The sequence below is a fragment of the Halomonas sp. V046 genome (assembly GCF_052645355.1).
This window is the reverse complement of sequence record NZ_JBQXYF010000008.1, coordinates 1-15,611: the sequence shown is the minus strand read 5'-3', so window position 1 is coordinate 15,611 and position 15,611 is coordinate 1. Positions and strand designations below refer to the sequence as shown.

Genomic DNA, 15,611 nt, shown 5'->3' with positions numbered 1-15,611 from the left:
GGCCTTGCCCAGGGCGAGTCTCGGGGCGGGTCGCCAAGGCGCTGAGAGGCCTTTTACGGCAGACGCATCGACCGGCATCACGCCAGCCACACAACAACAATGCGAGGCAGGACATGACACAGGCCCCTGAGTCCCAGGCACAGATCCAGCGTGCCACCCGCAACTGCATCGGCGATGCCTTCGAGCGCACCGCGATGCGCGGCGGACAGGAGATCGCCATCGAGTATCAGGCCCGTCGCTGGCGCTACGACGAACTCAACAGCGCGGTGAACCGGGTGGCCAATCGGCTGCTCGAGCTGGGGCTTGCCCAGGGCAGCCGGGTGGCCGCCTTCGGCAAGAATTCCGACGCCTATCTGATCCTGTGGCTGGCCTGTACGCGGGCCGGCTTGATCCACGTGCCGGTCAACTTCTCGCTGACTCGCAAGGAACTGACCTACGTGCTGCGCCAGTCTGGAGCCACGGCGCTGTTCGCCGACGACGGCCTGAGCGGCCAGGTCGATGCGGTGTGCACGGAGCTCGCCCTGGTCGTGCGCGGTACCTTGCACAGCAGCGCTGGGCACAAGGGCACTGTTCACAGCGGCACTGTTCACAGCGACACTGTTCACAGCGACACTGTTCACAGCGACACTGTTCACAGTGGGCACAGCGCAGCGTCGGCGGCTAGCGAGGCGCGTCCCGATATTCTCAGCATGGCCACCGGCACCGCCAGCGATGTGCCCCCCGAAGTCGCGCTCAACGACAGCGACGTGGTGCAGATCCTGTATACCTCGGGCACCACCTCGGACCCCAAGGGCGCGATGCATACCCACCGCTCGCTGATGACCGAGTATGCGGCCTGTCTGCGACACCTCGATATCCAGCCGGGCGATCGCTGCCTGGCGGCGCTGCCGCTCTATCACTCCGCGCAGATGCATGTGTTCAGCATGCCGTCGCTGCTGGCCGGTGCCTACAGCTACCTGCTCGATACGCCGACCCCAGAGGCGATTCTGAGCGCGCTCAAGGGCAAGGGGCTCAACAGCTTCTTCGCGCCTCCTACCGTGTGGATCGCGCTGCTTCGCCATGAGCAGTTCATCGATGCCGAGCTTAAGCACCTGGATAAGCTCTACTACGGCGCCTCGATCATGCCAGAGCCGATCGTGCACGAACTCGGCGAACGTCTGCCGGCCTCCGGTCTTTACAACTGTTATGGCCAGAGCGAGATTGCGCCCCTCGCCACGGTGCTGATGCCGAACGAGCATCGCGACCGGCCTTCGTCTTGCGGGCGTCCCTTGAACAGCGTGCAGACGCGTGTTGTCGATCCCGTCAGCGGACGGGTCTGTGCGCCGGGCGAGCAGGGGGAGCTGGTGCACCGTTCGGCCCAGCTCATGGTTGGCTACTGGGACAAGCCGGAAGAGACCGAACGGGCCTTCGCCGGCGGCTGGTTTCATTCCGGGGATCTCGGCTACCAGGACGAGCAGGGCTACCTCTGGATCGTCGATCGGATCAAGGACATCGTCAACACCGGCGGTGTGCTGGTGGCGAGTCGTGATGTGGAAGACGCCCTCTATACCCATCCGGACGTGGACGAAGTCGCGGTGATCGGGGTGCCGGATGCCAAGTGGATCGAGGCCATTGTCGCCGTGGTCGTGGCCCGGCCCGGCGTTCACCAAGATGGCGAGGCGCTGCTGCGCCATGCCAGAGAGCAGTTGGCCCCGTTCAAGGTGCCCAAGCACATCTACTTCGTCGAACAGTTGCCGAAGAATTCCTCGGGCAAGCTGTTAAAGCGCACCCTGCGCGATGAGTTCGGCAATGCGCCCTGAGCCGGCGCAAGGGGGGCACCATGAGTAAGGCGACGAGGCTCGAAAGCCACCTTGAGGGAAGGGTCAGGGTGCTGCGTCTGGTCAACCCTGCGCGCAAGAATGCCCTCGACACCCTGGGTTATGAAGCGCTGATCGCGGCCTTCGATGATGCCACGCGGGATGAAGACGTCAGGGCGCTGGTCCTGACGGGGTCGGAGAGCTGCTTTTGCAGCGGCAATGATCTGGACGATTTCGTGACCCACCCGATCGCCGATGCCAGCCACCCGGCCTATCGCTTCATGGCCACCCTGGCCGAGTTCGACAAGCCGGTGGTCGCGGCGGTGGAAGGGCCCGCCGTCGGCATCGGCGCGACGCTTCTGCTGCACTGTGACCTGGTCTACGCCGGCGACGGTGCCCGAATGCACCTGCCGTTTGTCCAGCTCGGCGTCTGCCCGGAATTCGCCTCGACCTACGTGCTGCCGGCCCTGGTGGGCCATCAGCGCGCGGCGCAGCTACTGATGCTGGGAGAGCCGCTTGGCGCCGCGGAGGCGTGCCGGCTGAACCTGATCAATCAGGTGGTCGAGAAGGGGGCGGCCCTGGCCATGGCCCTCGAGGTCGCGCAGCGACTGGCCCAGGCGCCGCCGCAGGCACTCAGGCAGACCAAGCGGCTACTGCGCCAGGGCGGTCGAGCCGCCTTCGACGCGGCCATGCAGGCAGAGCTTGCGGTGCTGGCACGCGCGCTGGATTCAGATGAATTCAACGAGGCCATGGCGGCGCGGCGCAAGGCGCGTGCTGGTGGCAACTCCACCCTGGACTAGCGATCCGCGCAGCGCTGCTTGCCGGTGAGAGGGGGCACCCCGGCGGTCGGGGGCGATGCACCTCGTAACCGAGCAGCCCCGTCGAGGTATCGACGGGGGCTTCGTCACGGCTTCATTGTGATGTCGTCAGGGCCGCCTCATGGCTGCCTCGAGACGCCAGGCGGCCCTGCCCATCCGACGGGCTACTGTGGCAGCTTGTAGGCCACCACATAGTCGCCAATGGTGGTGCCGATGGAGCCATGACCGCCGGCAACCAGCACGACCATCTGCTCGCCCTGGCTGTTGAGGTAGGTCATCGGGGTGGCCTGGCCGCCGGCGGGCAGACGCGACTCCCAGAGTTGCTCGCCGCTGGTCACGTCATAGGCGCGCAGGTAGTTGTCGACGCTCGCGGCGAGGAAGGCCACGCCACCATCGGTGATGATCGGGCCACCGATGCCGGGCACGCCCATCTTGAACGGCAGCGGCAGGGCGGTCATGTCTTCGATCGTCCCGTTCTTGTGCTGCCACACGGTCTCGCCGCTGCGTAGATCGGTGCCGGCCACATAGCCCCAAGGCGGCTGCTGGCAGGGGATGCCGAAGGGCGACAGGAACGGCTTCATCTCGACGGCGTAGTCGCCCCCGGCGTTTTCATTGAGGCCCTGTTCGCCCTGGTTGGTGGCCCCCAGCTCGGCGCCATCCTTCGGCACCAGGGTCGAGGTGAAGGCGAGGTACAGCGGCATTCCGAACATCACCTGACGCTTGGGATCGACCGCGATGCTGCCCCAGTTAAACACGCCAAAGTTGCCCGGAAAGACGATGGTGCCCTGTTCGGACGGCGCGGTGTACTGCCCCTCATAGCGCAGTGACCGGAACTGGATACGGCACATCAGCTGATCCAGCGGGCTGGCGCCCCACATGTCGGCCTCGCGCAGGGTCGGGGGACGGAAGTTCAGGCTCGACAGCGGCTGTGTCTCTGCGGTGAAGTCGCCCTCGATGGCGCCCTGGGGTGCGGGCTCTTCGGAGACCGGCATGATCGGCTCGCCGGTCGCACGGTTGAGCACATACACGTCGCCCTGCTTGGTCGGCACCACCAGCGCTGGCTGGGTGCCCTCGTCGGTCTCGAGATCGATCAGGCTCGGTTGTGCCGGGGTGTCCATGTCCCAGAGGTCGTGATGGACGAACTGGCGCACCCATTCGACTTGGCCCGTCTCGATGCTGAGCGCGACCACCGAACTCGCGTACTTTTCCTCGGCCTCGGTGCGGTACATGCCGAGCTGATCGGGCGTGCGGTTGCCCATGGGGAAGTAGATCAGCCCCAGTTCCTCATCGGCGCTGGCGATGGACCAGCTATTCGGTGAACTGGTCGAATAGGTCTCGCCTTCGCCGATCGGCGCGGTCTCCTGCGGATTGCCGGAGTCCCAGTTCCAGCGCAGCTCACCGGTCCTGGCGTCGTAGGCGCGGATCACGCCGGAGGGCGAGTCCACCGCATAGTTGTCGTTGACCGATCCGGCGACGACGACCAGGCCGTTGGTCACCACGGGGGGCGAGGTGGAGTAGTAGAAGCCGGCCTGCTTGAACGGCATGTTGTGCATCAGGTCGAGTTCGCCACCGTCGGCGAAGTTCTCGCACAGCGCGCCGCTGGCCGGGTCGACGGCGAGCAGGCGTGCGTCGGACGTCGGCATGAACAGCTGCGCATCGCACTGCATGGCAGCCAGTTCTTCCGCCGGGCCGCTGGCCACCTGTACGTCGATCGAATCGGCATCGCCGCTGGCCGGCGGCAAGTAGGAAACCCCACGGCAGGTCTGGTGCTGGCGCGAGCTCTCGGCCGGCACCTTGGCATCGTACTGCCACTGTTTCTCGCCGGTGTCGGCGTTCAGGGCCACGAGCCAGTTGTGCGGTGTGCACAGGAACAAGGAGTTGCCGATCTTCAGCGGTGTCGCCTCGTAGGTGGTCTCGCCGACGTCATCGGGGCCCTTCATGTCGCCGGTCTGATACTGCCAGGCGAGTTCCAGTTCGCCGACGTTGTCCGGCGTGATCTGGTCAAGCGGCGAGAAACGCTGCCCCAAGTTGCTACGCCCATAGGCGTGCCAGCTATCCTCGGGGGTATCGCCGGTACGCGGCTGCTCGGCGATCACTTCGCTGTTCAGCTCGCCCTCGGTGCGGTGGACGTCGACGCTGAGACTCGCTAGCGTGCCGACGCCGACGATCGCCCAAATCGGTGCGAGTACCAGCATGCCTGCGCGGCTGCGGCCCTTGGCCGGTATCAACAGCGGAATGGCGAGCACCAGGAACAGCCCCAGACGAGTGGCCAGCGGCCACCAGTCATAGCCGGATTCCCATAGCGCCCACGCGGCCGTGGCGACGAGAAATGCCGCGTATAGGCTCTGGGCGGCGGCGCGGCGAGACCGTACGAGGGTGCCAACCGTCATCAGGACGGCACCGGCGATGGCGTAGTACCAGCTGCCGCTGAGGGTGATCAGCCAGATGCCACCCCCCAACAGTGCTAGCCCCACCAGCCAGAAGATGAGGGAGAGAATGATCATGATCCAAGCTCCTTGCCGGGAATCGGGCGTGTGGCGTTGCGTGAGTAGTTAGCTTGCGAATAAGGGTAGCACATCTACCTCTATTGGCGCTTCATTCTAGTGCCAAGTTACTCGTGTCACATGACTGTTTAGCTTTAGGTTTTGCCAGTTGGCGATTTGCCATGGGGCGGCGCAAACAAGTCATCGCCGATGACCGCAACGACATCCGGGCCGCCGACGTTAGCGTAGAAGGCGAGAAGGGAGCTGTCAGAGTGGCTCGGGACCAGCGGGACGTGGCCCATCGCCTCGGTAGTACCCGGCGAGGCCAGCGAGGGCGCCACCGGGGCCGCGTCTTCGTTGACGCCTGGCGCACGACCAGCAAGCGGCTGGTTTCGTCAGTCGCTTTCGCCCGCCAACCTCGTCTAGTGCCTTAAGGAACCGGTGTGACTAGACCAGTTTGCCCGGGTTCATGATGCCCTGTGGATCGAGAGCCTGCTTGATGCTGCGCATGACCTCCCAGCCGTCGCCGTGCTCGCTGGCCATGTACTCACGCTTGCCGATGCCGACACCGTGTTCCCCGGTGCAGGTGCCGCCGGCGGCCAAGGCTCGCGCGACCAGGCGCTGGTTGAATGCCGCCAGGGTCTCGAGTTCGTCCTGGTTGTCGCGGTCGAAGATCACCACCAGGTGAAAGTTGCCATCACCGACATGGCCCAGCAGCGGTGCGGTGAGTCCGGTCGCCTGGACATCGAGCTGGGTGGCCGCGATGCACTCGGCTAGCCGTGAGATCGGCACGCAGATGTCGGTGGCCCAGAACTCCATGCCCGGACGCAGTTGCTTGGCGGCATAGGCGGCGTCATGCCTGGCTTGCCACAGCGTCTGGCGGTCCTCCTCGAGTGTCGCCCAGGCAAAGTCACTGCCGCCGAAGTCCTGGCACAACTCGGCGAAGGCTTTGGCCTGCTCACGAACGCCGGCGTGGGTGCCGTGAAACTCCAGGAACAACGTCGGTTTTTCGCCATGCGTAAGCCGCGAGTACTGATTGACGGCCTTCATGGCTAGAGCATCCAGCAGCTCGATGCGTGCCAGGGGCAGACCACACTGGATCGAGGCGATCACGGTATTGACCGCACCGGCCACGTCATCGAAGGCCACCGTGGCCGAGGAGATCGCTTCCGGCAGCCCATGCAGCTTGACCGTCAGCTCGGTGATGATGCCGAGGGTTCCTTCGGCGCCGATCATCAAGTGAGTCAGGTCGTAGCCGGCGGCGGACTTGCGTGCTCTGCCACCGGTCTGCACGATGCGTCCGTCGGCCATCACGACGGTGAGGGACAGCACGTTCTCGCGCATGGTGCCGTAGCGGACGGTGTTGGTGCCGCTGGCACGGGTCGATGCCATGCCCCCCATGCTGGCATCGGCGCCGGGGTCCACCGAGAAGAACAGGCCGGTGGCACGCAGGTGGTGATTGAGCTGGGTTCGGGTCACCCCAGGCTGGACGGTGGCGTCCAGGTCTTCTGCGCGGACCTCGACGATGGCATTCATGCGCGAAAGGTCAACGCATAACCCCCCACGCTCGGCGATGATCTGGCCCTCGATGGACGTGCCTACGCCGTAGGGAATGACGGCAATGTTGTGATGGCTGCAGGCGCGTATCACGCGGGACACTTCCTGGGTGGAGTGAGGGAAGCAGACCGCATCCGGTGCCGCCGGGTGGTGCCAGGATTCATCGTGACCGTGCTGCTCGAGAATGCCGGGAGCCGTGGTGATCCTGTCACCCAGCAGTGGCGTCAGATCGGCAAGCAGCGCCGCCAGGGTGGCCGCAGAAGGACGTCGAGGCTGGCGCATCGGTGGTGCGCTGGCGGTGGTGGAGAATGGCGGGTGAGTCTCGGTCATGGCAGAACCCTCGAGGCACCCGGGGGCGCCGACAGTGAGCAAGCTATCGATAGTGCTCGTGGCATGATGCCGGGTTTCGCTACGCCGGGTAAAGACGTTGGCTCCTTGCTTGCTGGCTGACCAAGGCTGACAGGATGGTGTTCCCCCGCGGGACTCGCTGGCCGACGGCTTGCCGCCGAGTCAGCGCTCACGAGGGAGACGGCGCAGACGGCGAGCACCTACCCACTTTTTATGTCGTTTTGGACTATGTGCAGAACTAAAATCTCGTCGGACTGTCCTCCGAGAGTAGCACTCGGCAAATGCCGTCACGCTCACAGGAGGACCCCATGACCAAGGCGCAGATTACCCACTTCTTCGACGAGCCCACCAATACCTTCAGCTATGTGGTGAGAGACCCCGGTAGCCGCTGTTGTGCGATCATCGACTCGGTGCTCGACTTCGACTACGCCGCCGGCCGCACGGGGACCGACTCGGCCGATGACATCATGGCTTTCGTGCAACGAGAAGGGCTCGAGGTACAGTGGGTGCTGGAGACCCATGTTCACGCCGATCACTTGTCCGCGGCGCCTTATCTGCGCGATCACCTGGGCGGCAAGACCGCCATCGGCGCCAATATCACCGTCGTGCAGGATGTGTTCGGCAAGGTCTTCAATGCCGGGAGCGAGTTCTCTCGGGACGGCAGTCAGTTCGATCGGCTGTTCGAAGACGGCGACGAGTTTTCCATCGGCGCGCTGCGCTGTCGGGTCATGCATACCCCGGGGCACACGCCGGCCTGCCTGACCTATGTGATGGGGGAGGCGGCCTTCGTCGGCGATACCCTGTTCATGCCCGATTACGGCACCGCTCGCTGCGACTTCCCCGGCGGCGACGCCCGTGCGCTGTACCGCTCTATCCAACGGGTGCTGGCGCTGTCCGACACTACTCGACTGTTTCTGTGTCACGACTACAAGGCGCCAGGGCGGGATGCGTTCTGTCACGAGACCACGGTCGGCGATCAGCGTCGCGATAATGTGCATGTCCGCGATGGCATTGATGAAGAGGAGTTCGTGGCGATGCGTACCGAGCGTGACGCCACCCTCAACATGCCGGGCCTGATCCTGCCGTCGGTTCAGGTCAATATGCGTGCCGGGCGAATGCCCGCCGCCGAAGCCGATGGCCGGGTCTACCTGAAGGTTCCCGTCGACGGGTTCTAGCCAGTCCTCAGTGCCAAGGGGCCGCTTCCAGGCGCCTATTCCAGGGAAGGAGAGTCAAGCCATGAGCACCATCAAGGAGCCAGACACCGTGCATCGTCACGATGTCGTCATCATCGGCGGTGGCGCGGGCGGTATCGCCGTCGCCGCCAGTCTGTTCAAGCGTCGGCCGAAGCTCGATATCGCCATCATCGAGCCAAGTACCGAGCACTACTATCAACCCGGCTGGACCCTGGTGGGGGGCGGCGTCTTCGATGCCGAACAGACGCGACGCTCCACGCAGAACGTCATGCCCGCGGCGGCGAAGTGGGTCCGGGCGTCGGCACGTCGAATCGAGGTCGAGGCCGGCGTCGTCGAACTGGACGATGGCCGGATGCTGGGGTATTCCCGTTTGGTCGTGGCGCCGGGACTGGTGCTCGACTGGGCCGCCATCGATGGCCTGGAAGACAGCCTGGGGCAGTACGGGGTGACCTCCAATTACCGCTACGACCTGGCGCCCTATACCTGGTCGTTGGTGAGCTCGCTTGCCGAGGCGCCGGCGCCTGCGGCGGGGAGAGTCAAGGCGCTGTTCACCCAGCCGCCGATGCCGATCAAGTGCGCCGGTGCGCCGCAGAAGGCGATGTACCTTTCGTGTGATTACTGGCACCACCACGGGCGACTCGATGCCATGGACGTCAGCTTTTGCAATGCCGGCGATGCGCTGTTCGGGGTGCCCGAGTATGTGCCGGCGCTGGAGGAGTACATCGCGCGTTATGGGATCGATATGGCCACGCGACACCGCCTGGTGGCGGTCGATGGGCCGGCGCGCAGGGCACGTTTCGTGGTGACCTCGGCCGCGGGAGACACCCGCGAGATCGAAAAGTCCTTCGACATGCTCCACGTGGTGCCGCCCCAGCGCGCGCCGGGCTTTATCGTTAAGGCCGGACTCGCCAGCGAGGACGGCTGGCTCGACCTGGAGCCACATACCCTGCAGCATCGCCATCACCCGACGGTGTTCGGCCTTGGCGATGTCAGCGCCACGCCCAATGCCAAGACTGCGGCGGCGGTGCGCAAGCAGGCGCCGGTGGTGGCCGAGAACCTTCTGGCGTCACTCGATGACAAGCCGCTGACGGCGGCCTATCTCGGCTATGGGTCCTGTCCCTTGACGGTCGAGAAGGGGCGTGTGGTACTGGCCGAATTCGGCTACGGCGGTGAGCTGCAGCCGACCTTTCCGCGCTGGCTGAACGATGGCCAACGCGCCACCCGGCTTGCCTGGTGGCTCAAGGCCAGACAGCTCCCCTGGCTCTACTGGAACGGCATGCTCAAGGGGCGGGAATGGCTGGCCAAGCCGGCGACTCGCACGCCGCCAGGGTGAAATGCCCGTGTGAAATGCCAGGGGCCCCAAGGGTCGGCTCCGCTGTCCCGGGGCTCCCCTTGGGGACTCGGGCTTCGGGGCTGGTTCTCAGGAGCTGGTTCTCAGAGGCTGGTTCTCGGGGGCTGGTTCTCAGAGGCTAGGTTTCAGAGGAAGCCGGCACCTTCATCTCGACCTCGACGAAGGCGAAGCTCGCGTCGCCGGCGTTGATCACGTTGTGTTCGGTGCCCTCGGTCCGGCTGTAGGAGACGCCGGCGGTAAGGGAGACCTCACGCTCACCGTCCGGCGTTTCCAGGCGCATCACGCCAGCGCTGAGCGGCACCACGACATAGTCGTGGCCGTGGCGGTGCCAGCCGGTCTCGGCGCCGGGGGCGAAGTCCCATCGGGTGACGATGCAGCGCTCGTTGTCGACTTGGACGGTGGCGGTGGCTTGGGGGCGCTGATCTGACATGGCGGTAATCCTGTGGTGGTGAGGGCAAGAATGCGCAGCGCGCATGGGCGCAGCAACAGACTATCGCATTGCCCCCGCTGCGGCCTATCCCATCGCCGCCGCCTATCCCATCGCCGCCGCCTATCCCATCGCCGTCGCCTATCCCATTGCCGTTGCCTATCCCATCGCCGTTGCCTACCGGATGCCGAGGTTTATTGCATCAGGGCGCCGTCGGCCTCGTCCTCGACCAGAGAAAATCCCTCGACGCCGATCTCGGCCTCGAGGGCCAGCAGGTAGTGGCGCAGCGCCACTCGAGTGGCCTGTTCGCGCATGTCACGGCGGACCCGGTCGACCACATCGGCATAGGGCAATGCGCGGCGCTCGGTACGCTCGTCGATCATGATCACGTGCCAGCCGTAGCGTGATGCCAGCGGACGATCATGCAGGCCTACCGGCAGGTGTGCGAGCGCCCGGTCCAACTCCTCCACGGTCTGCCCAGAACTCAGCCAGCCAAGCTCGCCCCCCTCTTCCCGGGAGGGGCACTTCGAGTAGCGTTGGGCTAGCTCGGTAAAACGTTCCGGTGTGGCCTGCAGCGTCTCGATCAATGCAGTGCCCTGGTGATACTGGGCGTCCCTGGCCTCGGCGTCATCCGGGGCGGCTGCCAGGAGGAGGTGGCGCACACGCAGCCGGGTCGGTTGGCTGAAGCGTTCTGGGTGGGCGCCGTGGTAGCGCGCACAGGCGCCGTCATCGGGCTCGGGGATCTCGAGTTCACGCTCCAGCAGCGCCGCGACGGCGGCTTCGTCAGGCTCAGGCAGGGAAGCGTCCGCCAGACCCAGCATCGATGCCCGTTGGTGAAGCAAGGCCTGAACGACCAGGGCGCGGGCCGCCGCCTTGGCGGCGGTCGCACGATCGCTGGCCGGGTGAAACTGCATTTCGGCGGCGATGGTGCCTTCGTCGATGACGAGATCACCGACGCGAATGGCCGGGCGCGTTGCGTCGGTCACGGTTTCCAGGGGAATGGTCTGCATCTCACACCTCCTCAGGCTCGGCGTCTGACGATCTGGTAGCGTCGGCCGAGATAGCCCAGCGGGGCGCTCCAGGCGTGGACCAGGCGGGTGAACGGGAAGATCAGTACGATGGTCAGACCAATCAGGATATGGATGTGGTAGATGAAACCGATGCCGGTGAGATGGGCGGCGGCGTTGCCCTGGAAGAACACGATGGCCTGGGCCCATTGGGCGAGACGTACCATCACCCCGCCGTCCAGATGCTGCATGGCGGCGGGAATGGTCAAGAGACCGAGCGTCACCTGAACCACCAGCAGGGCGATGATCAGGGTATCCATGGTACTCGAGGAGGCCCTCACCCGGGGGTTGGTCAGGCGGCGATGCAGCAGCATGGCGCCGCCGACCAGGCACATGACCCCGGCGATGCCGCCGACCACGATCGCCACGATCTGCTTGTTGCCGGCGCTGATAAAGGGCTCGTAGACCCAGTGCGGTGTCAGCAGGCCGACCAGGTGGCCGAAGAAGATCACCAGAATGCCAACGTGAAAAAGGGGGCTGGCGAGTTTCATGCGCTTGGTCGACAGCATCTGGCTCGAGCCGGTCTTCCAGGTGTACTGGCCGTGGTCGAAGCGCATCAGGCTGCCGATCAGAAAGACGCTACCGGCCAGATACGGGTAGAGGCCGAACAGCAGGGTATGCAGATAGTTCATGACAGGCCTCCACGGGGAGAAGTGGGCGGGGACGGGATGTCGGGGAGACGAATGGTCTCCGGCTGGACGTTGTGGCTGCGTTCGGCCAGGCGCTTGCCCTCGGCGGACTGCAGCGAGCAGTCCTGGTCGGATTCGGCGGAGAAACGCACCGCCTCTTCTTCCCACACCGCATCGATGGCGGCGGGGGTGTCGTCGGCGGGCTCTTCCTTGACCTTGTCGCGATGGACGTCGACCTCGGCCTCGGCGCCGATCAGGCTAAGTAGCGCCAAAGGGATGCGCGCGTAGTCGTTGTCCTTGGCCTGAAGGCGCGCGGTCAACAGCGCCAGGATGTGATGAATATCGCCCAGCCAGCCCGCGATACGCTTAGGGTCGAGGGTCGAGAGGTACTCGATGAACAGCGGCAGGTAGTCCGGCAACTCACGGCTATCGAGGTGGTAGCCGGCGGTCTCGTACTCCGCCAGCAGGTCGACCATGGCCTGGCCGCGATCGCGGGATTCGCCGTGGACGTGCTCGAAGAGCAGCAGCGAGGTGCTGCGACCCCGGTCGAACTGGGCCACGTAGGCCGACTGGAGATCGAGAAGATCCTGCCGTTCGAGCCTGTCACACCAGTCGAGCAGGGCGGGTTTCTCACCGCCCTGAGGCAGGGGCATCGCCGTCAGGGCCCGGCGGATCTCCGGCAGCGCTTCGATCAGTCCGGCGTCGGGGTAATCGAGCAGCCGCGCTAGCGCGCGGATGCCGAGGTTCAACGCTGGGACGCTTGAGGGCTCAGTCATTTTCGAGCTCCGTGCGTGTCGGATCATAGTGCTCGACGTTGACCAGGGTAGAGGTCTGCTTGCGGCCGCCGAACAGGCTGCTCGAGTCGTTGCCTCCCTGGCAACCGCTGCCGAAGGTGAAGCCGCAGCCGCCGCGCTCGGGGTAGGCCTCGCGGGCCTGCTCGCGGTGGCTGGTCGGGATCACGAAGCGGTCCTCGTAGTTGGCGATGGCCAGGTAGCGGTACATGTCCTCGACCTGAGCCTCGCTGAGCCCGACCTCGTCGAGTACCGTGGCATCGAGCTTGCCCTCGACGTGCTTGCCGCGCATGTAGACGCGCATCGCCATCATGCGCTTGAGCGCCAGGATCACCGGGGCTTCGTCGCCGGCGGTGAGCATGTTGGCCAGGTACTTCACCGGGATGCGCAGCGATTCGACCTTGGGCAGCACGCCCTCGGTCTCGACGTGGCCGGCGTCCACCGCCGACTGGATCGGCGACAGCGGCGGCACGTACCAGACCATCGGCAGGGTGCGATACTCCGGGTGCAGCGGCAGGGCCAGCTGCCAGTCCATGGCCAGCTTGTAGACCGGCGACTCCTGGGCGGCCTTGATCACGTTGTCGTCGATGCCGTCGCGCTTGGCCTGGGCGATGACCTCGGGATCATGCGGGTCGAGGAAGATCTCGCACTGGCGCTTGTACAGGTCGCGTTCGTCTTCGGAGGCTGCCACTTCTTCGATACGATCGGCGTCATACAGCAGCACGCCAAGGTAGCGAATGCGCCCGACGCAGGTCTCCGAACACACCGTCGGCTGGCCCGATTCGATGCGCGGGTAGCAGAAGATGCACTTCTCGGACTTGCCGGTCTTCCAGTTGTAGTAGATCTTCTTGTACGGGCAGCCGGACACGCACATCCGCCAGCCGCGGCACTTGTCCTGATCGATCAGCACGATGCCGTCTTCTTCGCGCTTGTAGATCGCACCGCTCGGGCACGACGCCACGCAGGCCGGGTTCAGGCAGTGCTCGCACAGGCGCGGCAGGTACATCATGAAGGTGTTTTCGAACTGGCCGTAGATGTCCGCCTGAACCTTGTCGAAGTTGACGTCCTTGCGCCGCTTGGCGAACTCGGTGCCGAGTAGCTCCTCCCAGTTCGGGCCCCACTCGATCTTGTCCATGCGCTGGCCGGAAATCAGCGAGCGCGGGCGGGCCACCGGCTGGTGGTTGCCTTTCTTGGCCTGGTGCAGGTGCTGGTAGTCGAAGGTGAACGGCTCGTAGTAGTCGTCGATCTCCGGCAGGTCGGGGTTGGCGAAGATGTTCGCCAGCACCCGCCACTTGCCGCCGATGCGCGGCTCGATAGTGCCGTCATCACGCCGTAGCCAGCCGCCTTTCCAGCGCGCCTGGTTCTCCCACTCCTTGGGATAGCCGATGCCGGGCTTGGTCTCGACGTTGTTGAACCAGGCGTATTCCACGCCCTCGCGACTGGTCCAGACGTTCTTGCAGGTCACCGAACAGGTGTGGCAACCGATGCACTTGTCGAGGTTGAGCACCATGCCCACTTGGGAACGAATCTTCATTTGGCCGCCTCCTGAACGCTGTCATTGCCTTCGCCGTCGAGCCAGTTGATGTGCTCGACACCCTCGCGGCTGGTCCAGACGTTCTTGCAGGTCACCGAACAGGTGTGGCAACCGATGCACTTGTCGAGGTTGAGCACCCTGCCCACTTGGGAACGAATCTTCATTTGACCGCCTCCTGAACGCTGTCATTGCCTTCGCCGTCGAGCCAGTTGATGTGCTTCATGCGCCGCACGATGACGAATTCGTCGCGGTTGGAGCCCACGGTGCCGTAGTAGTTGAAGCCGTAGGACAGCTGGCCGTAGCCGCCGATCATGTGGGTCGGCTTGGGGCAGACTCGGGTTACGGAGTTATGGATACCGCCGCGGGTGCCGGTGACCTCGGAGCCCGGCACGTTCACGATGCGCTCCTGGGCGTGGTACATCATCGCCATGCCGACCTTGACTCGCTGGCTGACCACCGCCCGAGCGGCGATGGCGCCGTTGGCGTTGTACAGCTCGATCCAGTCGTTGTCCTCGACGCCGATGGCCTTGGCGTCGTCCTCAGACAGCCACACGATGGGGCCACCGCGAGACAGCGTCTGCATCAGCAGGTTGTCGGAGTAGGTCGAGTGGATGCCCCACTTCTGGTGCGGGGTGATCCAGTTCAGGGCGATCTCGGGGTTGCCGTTCGGCTGCTCCGTGGCGACGCTGTGAATTGCCTTGGTGTTGATCGGCGGGCGATAGACCAACAGGCTCTCGCCGAAGTCACGCATCCAGGCATGGTCCTGGTAGAACTGCTGGCGGCCGGACACGGTGCGCCACGGAATCATCTCGTGGACGTTGGTGTAGCCGGCGTTGTAGGACACGTGCTCGTCCTCGAGGCCAGACCAGGTCGGGCTCGAGATGATCTTGCGCGGCTGGGCGACCACGTCACGGAAGCGAATCTTCTCCTCTTCCTTGGGGTGGGCGAGGTGGGTGTGATCGCGTCCGGTGATCTTGGACAGCGCCTCCCAGGCCTTGACCGCCACTTGACCGTTGGTCTCGGGGGCCAGCGCCAGGATCATTTCGGCGGCGTCGATGGCGCTGTCGATGCGTGGCTGACCCTTGGCCGGGCCCTCGAGCTTGACGTGGTTGAGCCCGCGCAGCAGCTCGACTTCCTTGTCGGTGTTCCAGCCGATGCCCTTGCCGCCGTTGCCGATGCTCTCGAGCAGCGGGCCGACGGAGGTAAAGCGCTCGTAAGTTTCGGGGTAGTTGCGCTTGACCTCGATCAGGCTCGGCATGGTCTTGCCGGGGATCGGCTCGCACTCGCCGCGCTTCCAGTCCTTGACCTCGGCCTGGGCCAGCTCCGAGGGGGTGTCGTGCTGCAGCGGCAGGGTGACGAGATCGGTTTCCTCGCCGAGGTGACCAACGCAGACCTCGGAGAACTTCTTGGCGATACCCTTGTAGATGTCCCAGTCGCTACGCGCTTCCCAGGCCGGGTCGGTGGCCGCGGTCAGCGGGTGGATGAAGGGATGCATGTCCGAGGTGTTGAGATCGTCCTTCTCGTACCAGGTCGCGGTGGGCAGCACCACGTCGGAGTACAGGCAGGTGGTGGACATGCGAAAGTCCAGGGTCACCAGCAGGTCGACCTTGCCTTCCG

At 65.0% G+C, this 15,611-nt stretch carries 13 protein-coding genes; 4 read left to right on the top strand and 9 right to left on the bottom strand.

The features are described 5' to 3' along the window. Positions 1 to 113: 113 nt before the first annotated feature. Together ACUN9Y_RS12045 and ACUN9Y_RS12040 are read left to right on the top strand one after the other, a co-directional pair. Entirely contained in the window at positions 114 to 1,799 is a 1,686-nt protein-coding gene (locus tag ACUN9Y_RS12045; protein WP_445460965.1) for an AMP-binding protein, read from the top strand. A 20-nt stretch (positions 1,800 to 1,819) separates the two neighbouring features. Next, positions 1,820 to 2,596, top strand: coding sequence for an enoyl-CoA hydratase-related protein (locus tag ACUN9Y_RS12040; protein WP_445460964.1), 777 nt, complete (start codon positions 1,820 to 1,822; stop codon positions 2,594 to 2,596). 182 nt (positions 2,597 to 2,778) lie between these two features. Here the strand turns inward: ACUN9Y_RS12040 and ACUN9Y_RS12035 are convergent, their stop codons facing one another. Continuing rightward, positions 2,779 to 5,118, bottom strand: a complete 2,340-nt coding sequence (locus ACUN9Y_RS12035) for a glucose/quinate/shikimate family membrane-bound PQQ-dependent dehydrogenase (RefSeq protein ID WP_445460963.1) — start codon at positions 5,116 to 5,118, stop codon at positions 2,779 to 2,781. A 426-nt stretch (positions 5,119 to 5,544) separates the two neighbouring features. Continuing rightward, positions 5,545 to 6,984 (bottom strand): FAD-binding oxidoreductase, encoded by a 1,440-nt coding sequence (locus ACUN9Y_RS12030; protein WP_445460962.1) that lies wholly within the window; start codon positions 6,982 to 6,984, stop codon positions 5,545 to 5,547. A gap of 326 nt (positions 6,985 to 7,310) precedes the next feature. On the opposite strand from ACUN9Y_RS12030, the gene ACUN9Y_RS12025 reads away from it, so the two are divergent. Further along, positions 7,311 to 8,177, top strand: a complete 867-nt coding sequence (locus tag ACUN9Y_RS12025; RefSeq protein WP_445460961.1) for an MBL fold metallo-hydrolase — start codon at positions 7,311 to 7,313, stop codon at positions 8,175 to 8,177. A 61-nt stretch (positions 8,178 to 8,238) separates the two neighbouring features. Further along, entirely contained in the window at positions 8,239 to 9,528 is a 1,290-nt protein-coding gene (locus tag ACUN9Y_RS12020; RefSeq protein WP_445460960.1) for an NAD(P)/FAD-dependent oxidoreductase, read from the top strand. A gap of 136 nt (positions 9,529 to 9,664) precedes the next feature. Here ACUN9Y_RS12020 and ACUN9Y_RS12015 read toward each other — a convergent pair whose 3' ends face one another. From ACUN9Y_RS12015 to ACUN9Y_RS11985, 7 genes are all read right to left on the bottom strand, one after another. After that, positions 9,665 to 9,976 (bottom strand): cupin domain-containing protein, encoded by a 312-nt coding sequence (locus tag ACUN9Y_RS12015; protein WP_445460959.1) that lies wholly within the window; start codon positions 9,974 to 9,976, stop codon positions 9,665 to 9,667. Positions 9,977 to 10,167: 191 nt separating this feature from the next. After that, positions 10,168 to 10,983: a peptidylprolyl isomerase gene (locus ACUN9Y_RS12010; RefSeq protein ID WP_445460958.1), complete on the bottom strand. Its 816-nt coding sequence runs from the start codon at positions 10,981 to 10,983 to the stop codon at positions 10,168 to 10,170. Between the two features lie 11 nt (positions 10,984 to 10,994). Then, positions 10,995 to 11,672, bottom strand: coding sequence for a respiratory nitrate reductase subunit gamma (gene narI / locus ACUN9Y_RS12005; protein ID WP_445460957.1), 678 nt, complete (start codon positions 11,670 to 11,672; stop codon positions 10,995 to 10,997). Continuing rightward, on the bottom strand, positions 11,669 to 12,445 hold the full coding sequence (gene narJ, locus ACUN9Y_RS12000; protein WP_445460956.1) for a nitrate reductase molybdenum cofactor assembly chaperone: 777 nt from the start codon (positions 12,443 to 12,445) through the stop codon (positions 11,669 to 11,671). The genes narI and narJ overlap by 4 nt, the downstream gene beginning before the upstream one ends. Continuing rightward, positions 12,438 to 13,994 (bottom strand): nitrate reductase subunit beta, encoded by a 1,557-nt coding sequence (narH, locus tag ACUN9Y_RS11995; protein ID WP_445460955.1) that lies wholly within the window; start codon positions 13,992 to 13,994, stop codon positions 12,438 to 12,440. Before narH ends, narJ begins: the two co-directional genes overlap by 8 nt. Then, a complete protein-coding gene (locus tag ACUN9Y_RS11990; protein WP_445461178.1) occupies positions 13,991 to 14,158 on the bottom strand; it encodes a hypothetical protein in 168 nt (55 codons plus the stop codon). The genes narH and ACUN9Y_RS11990 overlap by 4 nt, the downstream gene beginning before the upstream one ends. After that, positions 14,155 to 15,611: molybdopterin dinucleotide binding domain-containing protein (locus ACUN9Y_RS11985; RefSeq protein ID WP_445460954.1), on the bottom strand; the 1,457-nt coding region annotated here is incomplete at its 5' end. The genes ACUN9Y_RS11990 and ACUN9Y_RS11985, both read right to left, overlap by 4 nt.

Excerpts from the sequence above, each read along its gene's own strand:
- ACUN9Y_RS12040 (WP_445460964.1), top strand. The coding sequence starts at position 1,820 with ATGAGTAAGGCGACGAGGCTCGAAAGCCACCTTGAGGGAAGGGTCAGG.
- narI (WP_445460957.1), bottom strand. The coding sequence starts at position 11,672 with ATGAACTATCTGCATACCCTGCTGTTCGGCCTCTACCCGTATCTGGCC.
- ACUN9Y_RS11990 (WP_445461178.1), bottom strand. The coding sequence starts at position 14,158 with ATGAAGATTCGTTCCCAAGTGGGCAGGGTGCTCAACCTCGACAAGTGC.
- narH (WP_445460955.1), bottom strand. The coding sequence starts at position 13,994 with ATGAAGATTCGTTCCCAAGTGGGCATGGTGCTCAACCTCGACAAGTGC.
- ACUN9Y_RS12030 (WP_445460962.1), bottom strand. The coding sequence starts at position 6,984 with ATGACCGAGACTCACCCGCCATTCTCCACCACCGCCAGCGCACCACCG.
- ACUN9Y_RS12035 (WP_445460963.1), bottom strand. The coding sequence starts at position 5,118 with ATGATCATTCTCTCCCTCATCTTCTGGCTGGTGGGGCTAGCACTGTTG.
- ACUN9Y_RS12015 (WP_445460959.1), bottom strand. The coding sequence starts at position 9,976 with ATGTCAGATCAGCGCCCCCAAGCCACCGCCACCGTCCAAGTCGACAAC.
- ACUN9Y_RS12020 (WP_445460960.1), top strand. The coding sequence starts at position 8,239 with ATGAGCACCATCAAGGAGCCAGACACCGTGCATCGTCACGATGTCGTC.
- ACUN9Y_RS12045 (WP_445460965.1), top strand. The coding sequence starts at position 114 with ATGACACAGGCCCCTGAGTCCCAGGCACAGATCCAGCGTGCCACCCGC.
- ACUN9Y_RS12025 (WP_445460961.1), top strand. The coding sequence starts at position 7,311 with ATGACCAAGGCGCAGATTACCCACTTCTTCGACGAGCCCACCAATACC.
- ACUN9Y_RS12010 (WP_445460958.1), bottom strand. The coding sequence starts at position 10,983 with ATGCAGACCATTCCCCTGGAAACCGTGACCGACGCAACGCGCCCGGCC.
- narJ (WP_445460956.1), bottom strand. The coding sequence starts at position 12,445 with ATGACTGAGCCCTCAAGCGTCCCAGCGTTGAACCTCGGCATCCGCGCG.